This window comes from Bacillus sp. FSL R5-0286 (assembly GCF_038593245.1).
In the GTDB taxonomy this organism is placed as follows: Bacteria; Bacillota; Bacilli; order Bacillales; family Bacillaceae; genus Bacillus; species Bacillus altitudinis.
The window spans coordinates 2,830,321-2,846,514 of sequence record NZ_CP151977.1 but is presented as its reverse complement, the minus strand read 5'-3'; the positions used below and the strand labels follow the sequence as shown (position 1 = coordinate 2,846,514).

The following is a 16,194-nucleotide window of genomic DNA, read 5'->3' as shown; positions in this document are numbered from 1 at the left end:
AAGTGGTTCTCCTCAAGGGGAACCGCTTTTCTTTTTAAGAGATGATCTCGTACAATAGAGGAAATCCGAAGAAAAGGAGAGATGTTATGCGTTTATCAAATAAGAAGGTCATTGCGTTAGTCAGTGATGATTTTGAAGATTTAGAGCTATGGTATCCCGTTTTGCGATTAAGAGAAGAGGGGGCAACTGTCCATCTCGTAGGCGAAAAAGCAGATCATGAATATATCGGGAAGTACGGAGTGCCAGCTGTATCAGATGCAGACTTCTATTCCATTCAAGCAGATGATTATGATGCGGTTCTCGTTCCTGGGGGATGGGCACCGGATAAACTGCGCCGATATCCAGAAGTATTAGACATCGTTCGTACGTTTGATGCAAAGGGCAAACCGATCGGACAAATCTGTCATGCCGGATGGGTGCTCATTTCTGCTGGTATCCTGAAAGGTAAAAAAGTAACGAGTACACCTGGTATTAAAGATGATATGACGAATGCTGGAGCGGAATGGTTTGATGAAGCCGTTGTGACAGATGGTCATATTGTATCAAGCAGACGCCCGCCGGACCTTCCGCCATATGTGAAAGCATTTGCCGATGTATTAGCGGCAAACTAGATTCACACGAACAAACAAAGGGCTGTAAAACGCCCTTTGTTCATTTTCATTCAATGCCTCATTACATTTGTCTGTCGGCTGGATAGATAATGCCCATTTGTCTTCTCGCCTCGTCCATGACGGACATGGTTTGAACGGATAAGGCAAATGTATTGACTGGCGACTGTCCCTTTTTTTGCTTGATGCATTGAATGAAGTGATCGATTTCATAATACATAGCAGGTTGATCATCTTTGAGAGAAATATCGGTTTGCTGTCCATTTCGATCATGGATGATGATACGAGAAGGGCGATGGAATTGATCAATCACCATTGTGGCATTCTCCCCTTGAATTTCAGCAGATACATGAGATGTTGAGATTTTTGAATGGAAAAGAAGTGCTTGATGCCCTTCATATTGTAAAAGTAATGAACCGCTCCCATCAACTCCAGAAGAAAGTGTATAGCCTCTCGCGGTGATTTGATGTGGCAGCCCGAATAAATAAATGATGGGAAAGACAAGATACACGCCGATGTCCATTAAGGAGCCATTGGATAATTCCGGCTTAAAAGCATTTGGAATCTCACCGTTTCGGTAGGCATCGTATCTTGAGGAATATTTACAGTAATGAGCGATCACTTGCCGAATGGGGCCTAGTTGATCAAGATGCTGTTTGATTTGAAGAAAATTCGGCAGAAATGTGGTCTTCATCGCTTCCATTAAGCACACCTGATATTTTTTCGCAGCAGCAATCATTTCTTCAGCCTCTTTCCGGTGAGAGGCCAATGGTTTTTCACATAATACATGTTTTTGATGCGCCATCATCAGCATCGCTTGCTCTTTGTGAAGGGCGTTTGGACTTGCGATATACACAGCGTCAAACGCATCACTTGCCGCCATTTGTTGTAAATTAGTAAAGACGGTATCAATGCCATACTTGTCTGCAAATGCCTGTCCTTTTTCAGCAGACCGAGAATAGACGGCCGTACATGTAAAATCCGCCACTCCTTCACCAGCCTGTAAGAATCGATCTGTAATCCAATTCGTTCCGATGACAGCAAATCGAATCATCACATTCCCTCCTTCTGCTTTTCTCTGATTATACATGCTTTGAAAGCGTTTGTATGAAAGAATCTTCTTTTTTATTGAAAAGCGGATGAAACCTTTACCTTAGCTGATGCGTCTTACATAAAGAATATAAATGTACGAAAAGTGGATAGTTTCCTCCTTCATTCGGGTAATACTTGAGAAGGAGGGAGGAGGAAACGAACATGAAGCGCATCCTACATATAGGAAGTACATACGCATTCGCGCTTTTATTTATAGCAGCCGGTGTTTTTCATGTGATAGAGCCAAGCGGCTTTGCCCGCATGATGTCTGGATGGCCATTTCCCTATGGCATCATTTATGCCACCGCATGCTTGGAATGGCTGCTGGCCGTTTTACTGCTTCTTCCAAACGTAAGGATTGTGGCAGCAAAAATGATCGCTGTCTATCTGGTGCTCATTTTCCCTGCGAACCTATTTGCTGCGAGAGAAGGGATTCCATTTCCAGGGCAAGAGAGCACAGAACAAGCCTTGTTATGGATGAGATTAATCGGACAACCGATTTTGATTGGATGGGCCATGTCCATTGCGAAACTGGAAGAAAAGCTGAAACAATGATCACAAAATGATGATCAAGTAGTGTACAATTTACTAATAAAATAGCCCGTGTTTGGAGGAAAGATATGAATTCTATGCAAATGTGGAGCAGTCGATTTAGAAAATTTTTTCTTGATAACAAGTTTGTTCTCTTTTTACTCATCCTGCTATTAATAGGGTTGAATATCCTTGTTTTCATGAAAGCATCTTTTATTTTCACACCGCTCATTGTACTCATCAAAACCATTGCCTTACCGATTATTTTAACGGGGGTTGTGTATTATTTATTAAATCCAATTGTGAATTTATTAGAGAGATTTAAGGTCAAACGGATCTTTTCGATTTTGCTTTTATATATTGTCATTATTGGGATTATTACAGTGACCATTGTATCTATTATTCCTTTTTTACAAGCACAAACGATGAGTCTGTTTCATAATCTGCCAAAATACGTTGATACAGTAGAAGAACAGATTCGACAACTAACAGGAAGCAACTTCATTAATCAGGCGCAGAAAACGATGAATTTTAACGTCTCTGAATTGGTGAGTAAAGCGTCAAGTCAAGCGACGAAGATTTTGGAAAGTACTTTTACCGGAGTCGGCACTTTCTTAGGGGCGCTTACTGAAATTATCATCTCGATCGTGACGGTTCCGTTCATTCTGTTTTATCTATTAAAAGACGGCAAAAAACTGCCTGACTATTTCTTGAAATTTATTCCGAATAAGTTTAGAGAGCATACACATATCGTGCTTCACGAAATGAACCATCGCTTAAGCTCTTATATTCTTGGACAGATCATTGTCAGCTTCTGTATCGGTGTTCTTCTTTTAATCGGTTATCTGATTATTGGACTTGACTATGCGCTGCTTCTGGCGATTATTGCGGCATGTACAAGTGTAGTGCCTTACCTTGGGCCAACAATTGCCATTACACCAGCGATTGTGATTGCACTTGTCACATCACCTATTATGCTACTGAAACTGATCATTGTCTGGACAGTGGTTCAACTTATTGAAGGGAAATTCATTTCTCCTCAGGTCATGGGGAAAAACCTTCATATCCATCCGATCACGATTATCTTTGTTCTATTAACAGCAGGTAAATTGTTCAGCGTAGTCGGCATCATTGTCGCGATTCCGACGTATGCCGTTCTGAAAGTGATCACGACCCACCTGTTTGATTGGTTCAAAATGCGATCCAATTTGTATAAAGAAGAAAAGGTTTGATGTCATAATCTTTTTTAGAAAAAAATATAGTATCATAAAGACGAGCTTTCGAAAAAGAAAGCTTGTCTTTATGTGGACATAGATGTTTGCCTTCAAAAGATCAGAATTGAAAGGAAAGAAAATCATGAATCTATGGGATTTATTCGTGGCACTGGTTTTAGGAATTGTCGAAGGATTAACAGAGTATGCACCTGTCTCGTCTACAGGGCATATGATCATTGTTGATGATCTTTGGCTAAAATCAAAAGACATCATTACGCCAGAGGCTGCAAACACATTTAAAGTCGTGATTCAGTTAGGTTCTATTTTAGCTGTCATGATCGTGTTTAAAGATCGTATTTTGAACTTGTTAGGCTTAAAGAAAAATATCACAGAAGAACAAAAACGCAGCGGACATAAGCTGACCATTGCTCAAATTGCTGTTGGACTCGTCCCAGCCGTCATTTTAGGATTCTTATTTGAAGATTATATTGATAAATATTTGTTTGATGTGAGAACGGTCGCTGTCGGTTTGATTTTAGGGGCTGTGCTGATGCTTGTCGCTGATTGGATCAATAAACGTAAAACAGAAACAAGCTCTGTGGATAATATGACGTACAGACAAGCGCTGTATATCGGGTTATTTCAATGTTTAGCACTATGGCCAGGCTTCTCGCGTTCGGGTTCTACAATAGCAGGTGGTGTTATTCTTGGTCTGAATCACCGCGCGGCGGCTGACTTTACGTTTATTATGGCCATGCCGATTATGGCGGGAGCAAGCCTCTTAACACTTGTTAAAAATGCCGAATATTTAACAACAGACATGCTTCCATTCTTTATTGTGGGCTTTGTGAGTGCGTTTATTGTGGCTCTCTTTGTTGTTCGATTCTTCCTAAAACTGATTAATAAAATCAAACTTGTGCCTTTTGCGATCTACCGAATCATCCTAGGTCTGATTTTATTTATCCTGTTTATGTAATGATGGAAAACTACTCTTTTAAAAGAGTAGTTTTTTTGTTGTTTTGCCCTTTTAAACAGTAAAAACGGCTTCTTAATTGGTAGAAAAAGAAGTTTTTTCTTAAATTAGTGTTTAAGTGACAAAGAAAAGGGTAGTACATAGACATACCAATTAAAGGAGGAGTTAGAAATAATGAGGAAAACAAGTAAATTTTTTGTTAGCTCTATGATTGCTACGTCAATGGTTGCTGTCCCTTTATCTCTTACGACTTTTGGTCAAAAGGCTGAAGCTGCTACGACAACAGGTGTCGATGGAAGTGTCTCGATTGATCCAGTAGCCATTGCCGATAAAATTGAACAAGCAGTCAAATCATCTCAAAATCGTGATGGATTTGTAAAAAATGCGGCATACAGTGCATTCTATGAAGCAGGTCAAAATTACAACGTAGTTGTTCAAAACTTAAGCCAAGATCATGACTTTAGCGGACTGAACAATGTTGTTTATTATGATAGTGTTGAATATGACGGCATTACGTTTGGTATTTGGGTATTTGAAGATGGTACGTTTGTCAACAATGGTGACGGCGGCTATATTAACTGGACTTTTGTTGGCAGCTTTGACCGCGAAGAAGGAAGCGGTACTGTCGATTTCCATAAAAGATTCTAATCTCAACGTCAAAAGTCTGCCGATCCATCGGCAGACTTTTTTAAAGCGCACATTCTTCTATTTCAAAACCTAAATCTTCAATGATGTGATGATCGGTTTGAACTTGCTGTCCTTTTGTCGTTAAATAATCGCCTACGAAAATAGAGTTTGCTGCATATAATGCGAGAGGCTGAAGCGTTCGCAAATTAAACTCTCTTCCCCCAGATACTCGAATTTCCTTAGCCGGGTTGATAAATCGCATCAGTGCCAAAACCTTCAACGCTTTAATCGGATGTGTGCGTTCTTGATGTTCAAGAGGCGTTCCTTCAATTGCATGGAGAAAGTTGACGGGAATCGAATCCGCATCAAGGGCTCTCAGCGCAAAAGCCATTTCAACAATTTGTTGATTGGTTTCGCCCATTCCAATAATAACCCCTGAACATGGTGACATCCCTGACTGTTTGACCTTATCAATGGTCGATACGCGGTCATCATACGTATGGGTCGTTGTAATTTGAGCATGATGATCTTGATGTGTATTGAGATTATGATTATACCGATGAACACCCGCTTCCTTCAGCCGCTTCGCTTTTTCTTCATTTAATAACCCAAGGCATGCACACACCTTCAAAGGCATTGTCTCAGTAATTTCCTTTACTGCTGCGGTGACTTCATCTAATTCACGGTGCGAAGGTGCTCTCCCGCTTGCTACAATACAATAAGTCCCTGCTTTTCTTTTTAACGCCTCACGCGCACCGGCCACAATGGTTTTTTGGTCAAGCATTGTATACCTCTCAACAGGAGCTGTTGAAATCACCGATTGTGAACAATACCCGCAGTTTTCAGGACAATATCCGCTTTTGGCGTTAAAGATCATATTTAACTTCACCTTTTTTTGAAAAAAATGAAATCTCACCTGATAAGCTGCATGCATAATAGGCAGCAACTCTGCGTCGTCTGCTCCAAGAATTTTTAGACCTTCTTCCATAGTAATCGGTTCATGATTGATGGCTTTCTTCACGATCGTTTCCCAAGACAAAGACGTTATTTTTCCCATCATAAGCCCCTCTCAATATGTAAACTTATTTTTATTAAAAGTTAACATAATGGATAGAGATTGGCAAGCACTGGTAAGCAGCTTAAGTAAAAACACAAAAAGGCGATGAACATAAAGTCATCGCCTTTTCATATGAAAAAAATCGCTTAACGAACAGTAATATAGTTAATAACAAGCTCACCTAGTGAATTATAGTAAGACACTGTAACAGAACCGCGTTGTACAGCACGGATCCATGTGAAGTTTGGAGCAGTTTGGTCTAATTGAATGGCATACGTTGCGCCTGAGACAGAAATTTGACTTGCTGGAAGTGAAACAGCGATTGAAGAACCTACAGTAAGTGTGCGGTTCACCGTAATCACTTTATTCATAATAGGAGCTTTTGCTATAACTGGTTCTTTAGGCTGTGCAGCTGCATGAGCACCTTCAGTTTGGAAGAACGTAAGAGCACCTAAAGCAGCTAAAGACAATGTACAAGCTTTCATTAATTTTTTCATCGGTAACACTCCTTTTTTTGGTATATACATATATTAATAATAATAGAATTATATGTCAATCAAAACAAGTGGAAAAATGAGTATTTTTGGTGAAAATTGTCACATATTATGTAGGGGAAGACGATTTTACCCAAAAAACACATGATTTTTTATTCATATGTCATTCTTTTTTAGGGGGAAAAAGAGACATAAAAAAAGCTGGGTATCTACCCAGCTATGTGATGCTTTATGAAAAGAGATCTTTTATTTGTCGTCTGTCTGTTTTGGCTGACGGCCTTTTTGTTTCTCTTTCTCTCTAATGTAGTTAATAAAGTCGATGGTTTGTCTTCGTGCTTCTTCAGAAAAATCGGAGGCAGCTTTAAACGCAATTTGCAAATCAGGATCATCTGCAAGATCGTCATCAGAGGCGTTTTTGTCTTTACCTGTGAGAAGATAATCTGTTGAGACCCCGTATAACTCGGCGATTTTCACAATCATTTCACCATCTGGCTTTCTCAATCCATACTCCCAGTTAGCATAGGTCGACATCGCCTTTAATCCGAGTTTTTTGGCAACGGTAGACTTACTCCATCCATGTTTCTCTCTTAATTCAGTTAGAATCTTTCCAGTCAAATTATCCATCGGAAACACCTTTTTTTCATATTATGTGTAAATTTTATCATGAATTACACGGAAAAGATAAATAAATACACAAAAAGAATAAAAATATGATTGACTTACCCGTTTTGTGTATATTATCATAATGAATATAACTTACACATAATGAGTAAGAGGTGGAAACATGAAACTTGAAAATTTACGAGAAGAACGAATATTACAAGGAAAAACACAAACGTATATGGCGAAAAAACTTGGATATAAGTACACGAGTGGCTATGCAAATATAGAAATGGGCCGAACAAAGCCCAGCTTAGAAATAGCCAAGCATATTGCAGATTTGCTAAATATCGGTGTTCAAGAGCTTTTTTTTGGTCAAAAGTTACACAAAAAGAGTAATAGTCTTGAGGAAGACCGTTCTTAAAAAGGGGAGACAAACAGAATGAATATCGAACATCCGATGGTGACACAAATGAATGATTTCGGCTATCCAAAACGTTACTGGCCATATGAAATGTCCCGAAGTGGTTATCGATTAGAGGACGAGGACCGTGAGAAAGGATTTGATGATGATGAGACATCAGATGACATTTGATGCCCGAAAAGAAGCCCAGCATTGCCTAGTACAAGCTGGCGGCTGGATCACTTTTCATCAAAAAGAGCCGATTTTTGCTTTCCCCACGGCAGAAGAAAAACGCACATACATGACCCTCATGGCAGAAAAAGCCGTTGATGACAAGAAGAAGGAAAGGATGAATGCGACATGAATCGATGGAAGCAAATCATGACATTCCTGAAATGTTTGCTCAATGCGGGGCAAAACGAACAAGACATTCGGCAGTGGGCGAAGGATGACGGGAGATCGTAGCATGGTCCTTCATTTTATCATTGAAAAAGAACATTTGTGCAGAAAAGAGACATTGATAAACAGAATTCAAACAGCCGCTAAAGCGCAATGCACAAGCAAAATAAAAGGCGCATTATCACTCGACATTCGCTCATTTTACAATATGCCCATTGATCTAGCGAACAGCCAAGACACACGTACATCTGCAGAAAAAGGCCTGATACGCCCGGTACACATCAGCATTCTTCAACCAAATTTGCAGTATATACAAGAAGCACTTCATGCCGTTACCGATGACGCCTCTTTACAGATTGTAGAATTAAGAGTTTCACAGTTTTATAGCATGCGTCCTCGAATGGAAATCATTTTAAATACGATGGGTGATGATATGAGATCCTCACCACCAAATAAGGAGACAAGCATATGAACGAGCCAAAACAACTCATGATTCAAGAAAACCAGACATTTGTCGGTGAAATGGAAAAAGGAAAGATTCAAGTCATTGTGTTAGATGGAAACGTAGGAACGGCTTATATGATGGATGTACCTGAGCATGGAAAAACGATTATTCAAACAGCAAAAGGACATTTTGCAAGAGTTGATCATGAGATTGGTTTTAAAATCAGCTAGCCTGATGAACAAGAACAACTGAATAAGTCCAAGACGGAAAGCCTGCGGACACTGATCAAGACCCTATAAAAAGGGGCTGATTGGTGTCCGTTTTTTATTTTCTTAAAAAAGGGAGAGAGCATAGATGCAAGATTTACTGATTGAATATAAAAGAAGTTTAAAAGATGCCAGAAAACGATATGAACAATTGAAAGACAAAGAAGAGAAACAGATGTCAGATCAGGACAAACATGATCAAAAAATGATCGCCAGTATGGTCAGTGATTTAGAATACGTGGTGGAATGGCTTCAAATCGGTAGAGAGCCAGGCGCACGCAGAGGATTAGATAGACGGTCTGTGTATCAGCGCACCATTCTTGCTAATCAAGAGGTATTAGAGGCTTTATCACATGAATACACCCTCATTCAAGAGAAAGAAAGAGAGGTAAGTGAGCGGGACAAAAGGCGAATTGACGAAGCCTTATCCGTTTTGACAGATCGAGAGAAGGACGTATTTTTTATGCACACAACGCAGGGTCTGTCATTTAGCGAGATTGCGATCATGCTAGATGTAAAAAAAGGAACAGTCCAAAAACATATGGAAAGAGCTCGGACCAAAATGTCCAAAAAAGTACAAGAACGCCTATTCAGAGCTGCTGAATAGGCGTTTTTTCTTTCATCACATCAATCTTCAAAAGCTTGTCTTACAGTTGCCACCTATAGTTAGAAAGACCAAACGAATGTTTGCTAGCCCGGCACAAATGATTTCTCATCAGGGAATCATTCGAACTAAAAGGAGGCGGCAGGTGAATGTAAATGAAAGATAAACGGATAGAGGCTAAGCAGGATTATATGAAAGGGATGACGTACCAGCAACTAGCCGATCATTACAACGTCTCCATCCATACCGTTAAATCATGGAAAAGACGATACGGCTGGCAAAGACAAAAAACACCGTCAAAGCAGGCGCACTCGATCTTTCATCAATTTCTTTCAGATGAAACGATTGAAATCATGGAAAAAATGGATGGGCGCACATCTCTTGATATCATCTGGGATCAAATTCAAATTCAATACGCAGCCATTATTCGAGCGCAGCGCATCATGCATGTAGCAGATCAAGATGACATGATCAAAGAACTGAAAAAGGCGACGTACTTGCCTTCTTCATTAGAGGAAGAAACAGGCGAAGGCATTCATCCAGAGCCAGAGATCACGGCAGAGGAATTTTCGTTTCAATTTTCATGGGATCGGCATGCTACTTTTTTAAATGCCCAATCTCGTGCAATGGGAGAACTAAGACGGCTGATTAAACAGTTTGAAGAGCTCGCTCACGCAAAAGATGAACGAAGATTAAGGCTGAAGCAAATTGAGCTGACAATCGAAAAAACAAAAAAAGCAGTTCGTGAGGAAAAAGAAGAAGATCTTCATATCATGATCAAAAGAAAAGAGGACGATTCATGACACCGTTGATTGAAAAAGAAGTCAATCCTCACTTTGAACACTTTTTGTTCGATTGGAATCAAAAGTTTCAGTTTTTAGTAGGCGGTTATGGCTCCTCCAAAAGCTATCACATTGCTTTAAAGCTGGTTTTAAAACTGCTTGAGGAAAAACGAACAGCACTTGTCATTCGAGAAGTGTATGATACGCACCGGGAGTCGACCTACTCTCTTTTACAAGAAATCGTCAGCGATCTTGGCATTGATCATCTAGTAAAGTGCCGCAGTTCACCGCTTGCTCTCACTTTTCGCAATGGGAGCAGCATTTTATTTAAAGGACTGGACAAGCCTGAGAAATTGAAGTCGATCAACAACATCTCAATGATTTGGATTGAGGAGTGTTCCGAGGTTTCATATGAAGGGTTTAAAGAACTGCTTGGAAGGCTGAGACATCCGGTTTTACCTCTTTATATGATGTTATCGACGAATCCCGTTGGTCAGGATAATTGGACGTACAGACATTTCTTTAGAGATGAACAGCTGAAACGATTTGTCCTTGATGACGAAACCTTATACAAACAGCGAACCATCGTGATAAAAGATACGTACTATCACCACTCAACAGCAGAAGACAATCTATTTCTTCCTAAAAGCTATGTCAAGCAGCTGGATGAGCTGAAAGAATACGATCCAGATCTTTATCGAATTGCAAGAAAGGGATACTTCGGTATCAATGGAACAAAAGTGTTTCCGCAATTTGAGGTCAGACAGCATACTGACGTATTAGAAGCGATCGGGCAGATTGAAAGACCGCTGAAACGAGCGGGGATGGATTTTGGATTTGTCGAATCCTACAATGCGCTCATTCGGTTAGCTGTCGATCATGAAAAAAAGTACTTATATATTTATTGGGAATATTACGACCGCGGGAAAACGGATGATGAAACAGCTGTTGATCTGAAAGAATTTGTTGAATCAAAGGAACTCATTAAGGCAGACGCAGCAGAACCTAAAACGATTCACTATTTTCGGCAGCGCGGATTTCAAATGGTCGCTGCGCATAAGTTCCAAGGGTCACGTTTGCAATATACAAAGAAAATTAAACGATTTAAGAAAATCATTTGTTCTGATGCTTGCCCTTATACCATCTATGAACTTCAATCACTAACCTATAAGGCAGATAAGAACGGCCGCTTAGAGGAAGATGAATTTCAAATCGACCCACACACATTATCCGCCATTTGGTATGCGCTAGATGATTATGAGGTGACCGATTTGAAACAGACTGCTTCAGAGCGTGTCCGTCCAAACCGAGAGAGGAGGTCCATACAATGAAACAATTAAAAGCAACGATTATGAAGGCCAACATGTCTGATCATACAAAACAAATGTATGAGGATGAATTTTCATACGAAAAAGATGACATTGTCCCGCCGCCCTACCATATCAATGAATTAAAAAGCATGGCAGAATACTCAACGATTCTTCAGCAATGTATAGATGCGTATCGAACAAACATTTTAGGCTTTGGCTTTGGGGTGGAATACGCCTTTGATTTTAATGCGGAAGATGTGAAACCGGTCAAAAAGAAGACAGCCGAGAAGGAATGGACAAGACTCGAAGAGTTTACGAAATACATGAACTATGATGAGTCTGCTGATGTGATTCTTGGTTATGTCCTAGAAGACCGGGAGAAAACAGGAAATGGCTTTTTAGAGGTGCTGCGGGATGGACAAGGAAAGCCGGCAGGAATCGAGTATTTGGATGCACTCCATATTCGCATTTGTAAGCTGAGTGAGCCAGTCGACGTCGAATTCCGCTACACAGAAAACGGCGAATTAAAGACGATGAATCGCAAGAAACGATTCCGAAAATATGTGCAGGTCATCAATGAGAAGAAAGTCTTTTTCAAGGAGTATGGTGATCCGCGCATATTAAATTATGAAACAGGCAAGTACGATGATGCTACACCAGAAACACTTCAAGCAACAGAAGTCATTCATTTTAAAATTGGCAGTGGGACGTATGGGATTCCCCGCTGGATTGGCAACATCGTCAATATGTATGGCGCACGAAAAGCAGAAGAGCTGAATTATCTTTATTTTAAGCAAGGAAGGCATGTACCTGGTGCCATCATTGTTGAAAACGGCATGCTGTCAGAGACTTCTTATCAGCAGCTACAAGATTATATGGATGATATTGAAGGGTCTGATCATGCGCATAAGTTTTTATTGCTTGAAGTAGAAGGGCTTCCGACAGAAAAAGGATTAACAGGTGAAGAAGATGTATCAAATGTCAAAGTGAACTTTAAATCCTTGGCGGAAATCCTGCAAGAGGATGCGCTCTTTTTAGAATACGATGAAAAGACGAGAAACAAAATCCGCTCCGCTTTTCGTCTGCCGCCTATTTACACAGGAGAGTCACAAGATTATAACAAGGCCACGGCAGATACCGCGCGAAAAACAACGGAGGAGCAAGTGTTTCAGCCAGAGCGGCATCTTATTACAGGGAAACTCAATACTCTTTTTCTCCCAGATTTAGATATTTGGCATGTCCGCTTTCTATTAAATGGTCCTGACTTTAGAGATCCATTAGAGATAGCGAAGGTTCTGACACCATTTATTCAGGCTGGGGCAGTATCGCCAAATGATTTACGAGATCTTGCGGGGCGTATTCTTGGTAAGACGTTAGAGGAATGGCCGGAAGAATTCTACCACCGACCTTTAGAAAGCCGCATAAAAACAGCTGATGGGCTGTCTCCATCCGAGTCAAACCAGCTGGAGAAATAGAAGGACGTGAGCTTTTTTGAAAGGGGGTGAACATATGCCAAGGGAATTAAAAAACGCAAAAATTACACATGTTTCCTATGTGGACAAGGCCGCCAACCAAAAGAAATTTTTCTTGATGAAAGCAAAGAAAAAGCAGCCTGATTTTCAAAAAGAAGTCAGTGTCCTGACGAAGGCAGAGGATGCGCATCGCCTCGTATATGGCGTCGTGTATGAACCGAATACACCTGATGCACATCAAGACTTTATGTCGGCCAAAGAAATTGAAAGAGCAGCACACGGTTTTATGAAAGATGCCCGTCACATTGATAAACAGCATGATTTTCAAGATGGTGTTGGTGAAGTCGTCGAATCATACATTGCCCCAGCGGATTTTGAAGTAGGCGGGGAGCTGATTCAAAAAGGATCTTGGGTACTTGTGACAAAGGCATCACAAGATATTTGGGACCAAATTCAGCAAGGCCATATTACAGGCTACTCAATGGCTGGAACAGCAGACATCATCGCAATAGAGGAACACGATCAGCTCCTATCTCAAGAAACGAACGAGAGAGGGCTTTTTTCTTTGCTGAAAAATTTCTTTTTGAAAGAGGAAGGTGCAAATATGCCACAACAATTTTGGAGCGTTTTAGATCATCTGCTGGAAACGTTGCAGTCAAGTGATGGTGATGAGTCTAGCGTAAGAGCGGCACTTGAACAATTGATTCCAATCGTGCAGGATGTGTTGAAAACAAATGATGTCCTCCAAACGATTGGTGAAAGACCAGCATCCGTTCAAAAGCAAGATGCCGGATTAACGACTGATCAAGTACGCGAACTAGAAAAAGCAAAAATGGCCATCGACAACGTTTTACAAGCGGATAAACAAGGGACAGATCAAACAGGTGAAGAAGAACCTGTGCAAAAAGTGCTGGAGCAAGTGGTTGCGCCAATTCGTCATCAGCTCTCTACCTTAGAGAAATCAGCAGGCAGAGAAAAAGCAGCGATTCAGGAAGTGCTTCAGCAACAGCTACTGCCTATTTCAGAGCGGATACACATGCTTGAAAAAGCGCGGGGCATTTCTAAACAAACAAATCACGATACAAAAAATGATATGACAAAGCCCATATGGGATGGCTTACTATAAGCCTAAATAAGGAGGAAAAAGTGTGAGAAATCAAGAGTTGATTCGCAAGGCTGAAATGACACTTGCCAGCTTAAAAACAGGCGGTCTCATGAACGCAGCCCAATCCAACACATTCATTAGAATGATGCAAAATACACCAACCGTTTTAAATGATGCACGTATCATTCCAATGGAAAGTGATTCACAAAAAATCGAAAAAATCGGCTTCGGTCAGCGCATTTTACGCCCAGCAGAAGAAGGCAAAGCGCTTGATGCAAAAGACCGTGTTGTTCCAGCGACAAGCACTGTCCAGCTCAATGCAAAAGAAGTCATTGCTGAGATCCATATGACGTACGACAGCATTGAAAACAACATTGAAAAAGACGGGATTCAGCAGACCATTATGCAAATGCTGGCGGAACGAGCGGCAGTCGATATTGAAGAACTGATCGTCAACGGTGATACAACATCACAAGATCCATTTTTAGCTCAAATGGATGGCGTACGAAAACAGGCAGTTTCTCATATTGTCGATGCGAATGGAGCGGAAATTAGCCGTCAAATGTTCAAACAAGCCTATAAAGCGATGCCGTCAAAATATTTACGTGTACCTCAGGATTTCCGTTTTTATACATCCCCAAGTTTAGAGGTCGAGTGGAAAGACCAAGTAGCAAACCGTCAGACAGGTCTCGGAGATGCGGCGATTCAAGGCGGACTTTCTTCTGCATTCGGTGTTCCGGTCAAAGGTCTTGCCAATATGCAGCCATATGATGAAGAAGGAACAGACGTATCAGATATTTTACTGACACATCCGAAAAACATTATCGTAGGGTTTTCTCGCAATATTCGTATTGAAGTAGAAAAAGATATTCGCAGCCGTAAGTTTATCATTGTTCTGACAGCGAAGCTCGACAGCAAATTTGAGGAAGAGGATGCTGTAGCCAAAGTAATGAAAGTGAAAGAGTAGGTGACAGCAGGCTATGATCATTTCTGCTGAGGAACTACAAGCCTATTCTGTATTTGATCGCGTGAAAAATCGTTCTGTAGAGAGACTAGCGGCAGATATAATTGAAGCAGAAGCAGCGGTATTTCAAATTGTCGGGCACGATTTTACGCATGAAAAATATCAGCCTATTCCTGAAAAAGCAAGGATCGCCTTATTAAAAATGGCCCAGTATTTTGCCATGCTGAATGATGATGAATCCATGATGAAAGGCTTGACTTCAGAAAAAATGGGTGATTATTCATATGCAAAGGCAGCGGACAAAGTGAAAGGCAGACCTTATGTGTATGCCCTTCTTGTTGATTATATTGAACCTTCACTAACTGGCGGCAGCGCCAATTTAAAGGTGAGATCATTATGAGTTATGATTCTCTATTAACGGATCGCTGTGATCTTTTTCACTTAGAGAATGAAGAGGCAGTCCGCGGCAAATTTGGTATACCAGCAGGAGATCTGCAAACGGACATCTCTTATCCTGATACACCAAGTATGAGAGATGTGTCTTGCTATGTTGTAGAAAAAAGCCAGTCACTCGTGCAAGAAGAACCGAATACAGTCATCTATCAGTCCTATCTCGTCCATTTCCCTTTAGCAAGCGACATTCGCTTGCATGACAAAATGGTGTGGAACGGCATCTCACTCAAGTTGCAGCAGCCAAAAAGAGTGAAAAATCATCACATGGAAGTGATGGCCGTCAGAAAGGAAAACCTATGAAAATTGATGGACTTGACCGGCTGCTATCCCAGCTCCAACAGGCAAATAGTGGCGGCTTAACGGCGCAATATCAAGAGTGGTTACAGGAAATGGGCTTACAGTTTTTAGACATCATTCAAGATGAAATCATCAAAGAAAAGGCTGTTGATACAGGCCGTCTCCTCAATTCCTTTCAAAAAGGTGACAAGGAGAATTACTTTCTCATTTCCCGAGGCGGGCTCACGCTAGAAGTAGGGACACAGCTTGATTATGCCTCTTACGTGAATGATGGACATGCCGTTTCTTCAAATGGAGAACGAAGATGGGTGCCTGGCAGATGGAACGGCAGCCGCTTTGAATATGATCCGAATGCCAGTACTGGCATGATGCTTTCATCTCAATGGATTGAAGGAAATGGGTACTGGGATCATGCCGTCATGCTCTATGAACAAATGTTTGAACACTCGCTGGATCGAAAGCTTCAAAGCTGGATCGATCGACATTTTGGGAGGTGAT

General features: G+C 40.9%; 23 protein-coding genes. 19 read left to right on the top strand and 4 right to left on the bottom strand.

Annotated features, from left to right (window positions below; all coding sequences use genetic code 11):
- The first annotated feature begins 86 nt into the window (after nt 1-86).
- Entirely contained in the window at nt 87-611 is a 525-nt protein-coding gene (locus NST24_RS14765; protein WP_008344162.1) for a type 1 glutamine amidotransferase domain-containing protein, read from the top strand.
- A 61-nt stretch (nt 612-672) separates the two neighbouring features.
- Here the strand turns inward: NST24_RS14765 and NST24_RS14760 are convergent, their stop codons facing one another.
- Complete coding sequence (locus NST24_RS14760) at nt 673-1,662, bottom strand: Gfo/Idh/MocA family oxidoreductase (RefSeq protein ID WP_178929938.1); 990 nt, start codon at nt 1,660-1,662, stop codon at nt 673-675.
- A 200-nt stretch (nt 1,663-1,862) separates the two neighbouring features.
- On the opposite strand from NST24_RS14760, the gene NST24_RS14755 reads away from it, so the two are divergent.
- The 4 genes from NST24_RS14755 (at nt 1,863) to NST24_RS14740 (ending at nt 5,066) form a co-directional block, all read left to right on the top strand.
- Complete coding sequence (locus NST24_RS14755; RefSeq protein WP_041507688.1) at nt 1,863-2,255, top strand: DoxX family protein; 393 nt, start codon at nt 1,863-1,865, stop codon at nt 2,253-2,255.
- A gap of 65 nt (nt 2,256-2,320) precedes the next feature.
- Nucleotides 2,321-3,463 carry an AI-2E family transporter gene (locus tag NST24_RS14750; protein ID WP_024719700.1) on the top strand — a complete coding sequence of 381 codons (1,143 nt, stop codon included), beginning with the start codon at nt 2,321-2,323 and terminating at the stop codon, nt 3,461-3,463.
- Between the two features lie 124 nt (nt 3,464-3,587).
- Entirely contained in the window at nt 3,588-4,421 is an 834-nt protein-coding gene (locus NST24_RS14745) for an undecaprenyl-diphosphate phosphatase (RefSeq protein ID WP_024719699.1), read from the top strand.
- 171 nt (nt 4,422-4,592) lie between these two features.
- The gene (locus NST24_RS14740; RefSeq protein WP_007500557.1) at nt 4,593-5,066 is read left to right on the top strand and encodes a hypothetical protein; all 474 of its coding nucleotides are present in this window, start codon (nt 4,593-4,595) and stop codon (nt 5,064-5,066) included.
- A gap of 40 nt (nt 5,067-5,106) precedes the next feature.
- On the opposite strand, the gene bioB is transcribed toward NST24_RS14740, so the two are convergent.
- From bioB to NST24_RS14725, 3 genes are all read right to left on the bottom strand, one after another.
- Nucleotides 5,107-6,102 (bottom strand): biotin synthase BioB, encoded by a 996-nt coding sequence (gene bioB, locus NST24_RS14735; protein ID WP_061420057.1) that lies wholly within the window; start codon nt 6,100-6,102, stop codon nt 5,107-5,109.
- Nucleotides 6,103-6,248: 146 nt separating this feature from the next.
- Nucleotides 6,249-6,599 carry a hypothetical protein gene (locus tag NST24_RS14730; protein WP_003213146.1) on the bottom strand — a complete coding sequence of 117 codons (351 nt, stop codon included), beginning with the start codon at nt 6,597-6,599 and terminating at the stop codon, nt 6,249-6,251.
- Nucleotides 6,600-6,842: 243 nt separating this feature from the next.
- Entirely contained in the window at nt 6,843-7,220 is a 378-nt protein-coding gene (locus NST24_RS14725) for a helix-turn-helix transcriptional regulator (RefSeq protein ID WP_007500560.1), read from the bottom strand.
- 160 nt (nt 7,221-7,380) lie between these two features.
- Between NST24_RS14725 and NST24_RS14720 the strand changes: the two genes are divergently transcribed.
- From NST24_RS14720 to NST24_RS14655, 14 genes are all read left to right on the top strand, one after another.
- Complete coding sequence (locus tag NST24_RS14720) at nt 7,381-7,620, top strand: helix-turn-helix transcriptional regulator (protein WP_017358976.1); 240 nt, start codon at nt 7,381-7,383, stop codon at nt 7,618-7,620.
- 18 nt (nt 7,621-7,638) lie between these two features.
- A complete protein-coding gene (locus tag NST24_RS14715; RefSeq protein WP_164071363.1) occupies nt 7,639-7,791 on the top strand; it encodes a hypothetical protein in 153 nt (50 codons plus the stop codon).
- Nucleotides 7,769-7,963, top strand: coding sequence for a hypothetical protein (locus NST24_RS14710; protein ID WP_226650593.1), 195 nt, complete (start codon nt 7,769-7,771; stop codon nt 7,961-7,963). Before NST24_RS14715 ends, NST24_RS14710 begins: the two co-directional genes overlap by 23 nt.
- A 102-nt stretch (nt 7,964-8,065) precedes the next feature.
- Nucleotides 8,066-8,470: a holliday junction resolvase gene (locus NST24_RS14705; RefSeq protein WP_178929940.1), complete on the top strand. Its 405-nt coding sequence runs from the start codon at nt 8,066-8,068 to the stop codon at nt 8,468-8,470.
- On the top strand, nt 8,467-8,673 hold the full coding sequence (locus tag NST24_RS14700; protein ID WP_008344129.1) for an XtrA/YqaO family protein: 207 nt from the start codon (nt 8,467-8,469) through the stop codon (nt 8,671-8,673). Before NST24_RS14705 ends, NST24_RS14700 begins: the two co-directional genes overlap by 4 nt.
- 124 nt (nt 8,674-8,797) lie before the next feature.
- Nucleotides 8,798-9,316, top strand: coding sequence for a sigma-70 family RNA polymerase sigma factor (locus tag NST24_RS14695; RefSeq protein ID WP_024719695.1), 519 nt, complete (start codon nt 8,798-8,800; stop codon nt 9,314-9,316).
- Nucleotides 9,317-9,468: 152 nt separating this feature from the next.
- Nucleotides 9,469-10,116, top strand: coding sequence for a phage terminase small subunit (terS, locus tag NST24_RS14690; protein WP_008344125.1), 648 nt, complete (start codon nt 9,469-9,471; stop codon nt 10,114-10,116).
- 8 nt (nt 10,117-10,124) lie between these two features.
- Nucleotides 10,125-11,426, top strand: a complete 1,302-nt coding sequence (locus NST24_RS14685) for a PBSX family phage terminase large subunit (protein WP_163116708.1) — start codon at nt 10,125-10,127, stop codon at nt 11,424-11,426.
- Nucleotides 11,423-12,880: a phage portal protein gene (locus NST24_RS14680; RefSeq protein ID WP_342461926.1), complete on the top strand. Its 1,458-nt coding sequence runs from the start codon at nt 11,423-11,425 to the stop codon at nt 12,878-12,880. The genes NST24_RS14685 and NST24_RS14680 overlap by 4 nt, the downstream gene beginning before the upstream one ends.
- Before the next feature lie 34 nt (nt 12,881-12,914).
- The gene (locus NST24_RS14675; RefSeq protein ID WP_178929942.1) at nt 12,915-14,003 is read left to right on the top strand and encodes an XkdF-like putative serine protease domain-containing protein; all 1,089 of its coding nucleotides are present in this window, start codon (nt 12,915-12,917) and stop codon (nt 14,001-14,003) included.
- Nucleotides 14,004-14,025: 22 nt separating this feature from the next.
- Complete coding sequence (locus tag NST24_RS14670) at nt 14,026-14,949, top strand: phage major capsid protein (protein ID WP_008344119.1); 924 nt, start codon at nt 14,026-14,028, stop codon at nt 14,947-14,949.
- Between the two features lie 13 nt (nt 14,950-14,962).
- Nucleotides 14,963-15,346 (top strand): DUF3199 family protein, encoded by a 384-nt coding sequence (locus NST24_RS14665; RefSeq protein ID WP_024719690.1) that lies wholly within the window; start codon nt 14,963-14,965, stop codon nt 15,344-15,346.
- The gene (locus NST24_RS14660) at nt 15,343-15,699 is read left to right on the top strand and encodes a YqbH/XkdH family protein (RefSeq protein WP_056702588.1); all 357 of its coding nucleotides are present in this window, start codon (nt 15,343-15,345) and stop codon (nt 15,697-15,699) included. Before NST24_RS14665 ends, NST24_RS14660 begins: the two co-directional genes overlap by 4 nt.
- Nucleotides 15,696-16,193, top strand: a complete 498-nt coding sequence (locus NST24_RS14655; protein ID WP_160758050.1) for an HK97 gp10 family phage protein — start codon at nt 15,696-15,698, stop codon at nt 16,191-16,193. The genes NST24_RS14660 and NST24_RS14655 overlap by 4 nt, the downstream gene beginning before the upstream one ends.
- Nucleotide 16,194 lies beyond the last annotated feature (1 nt).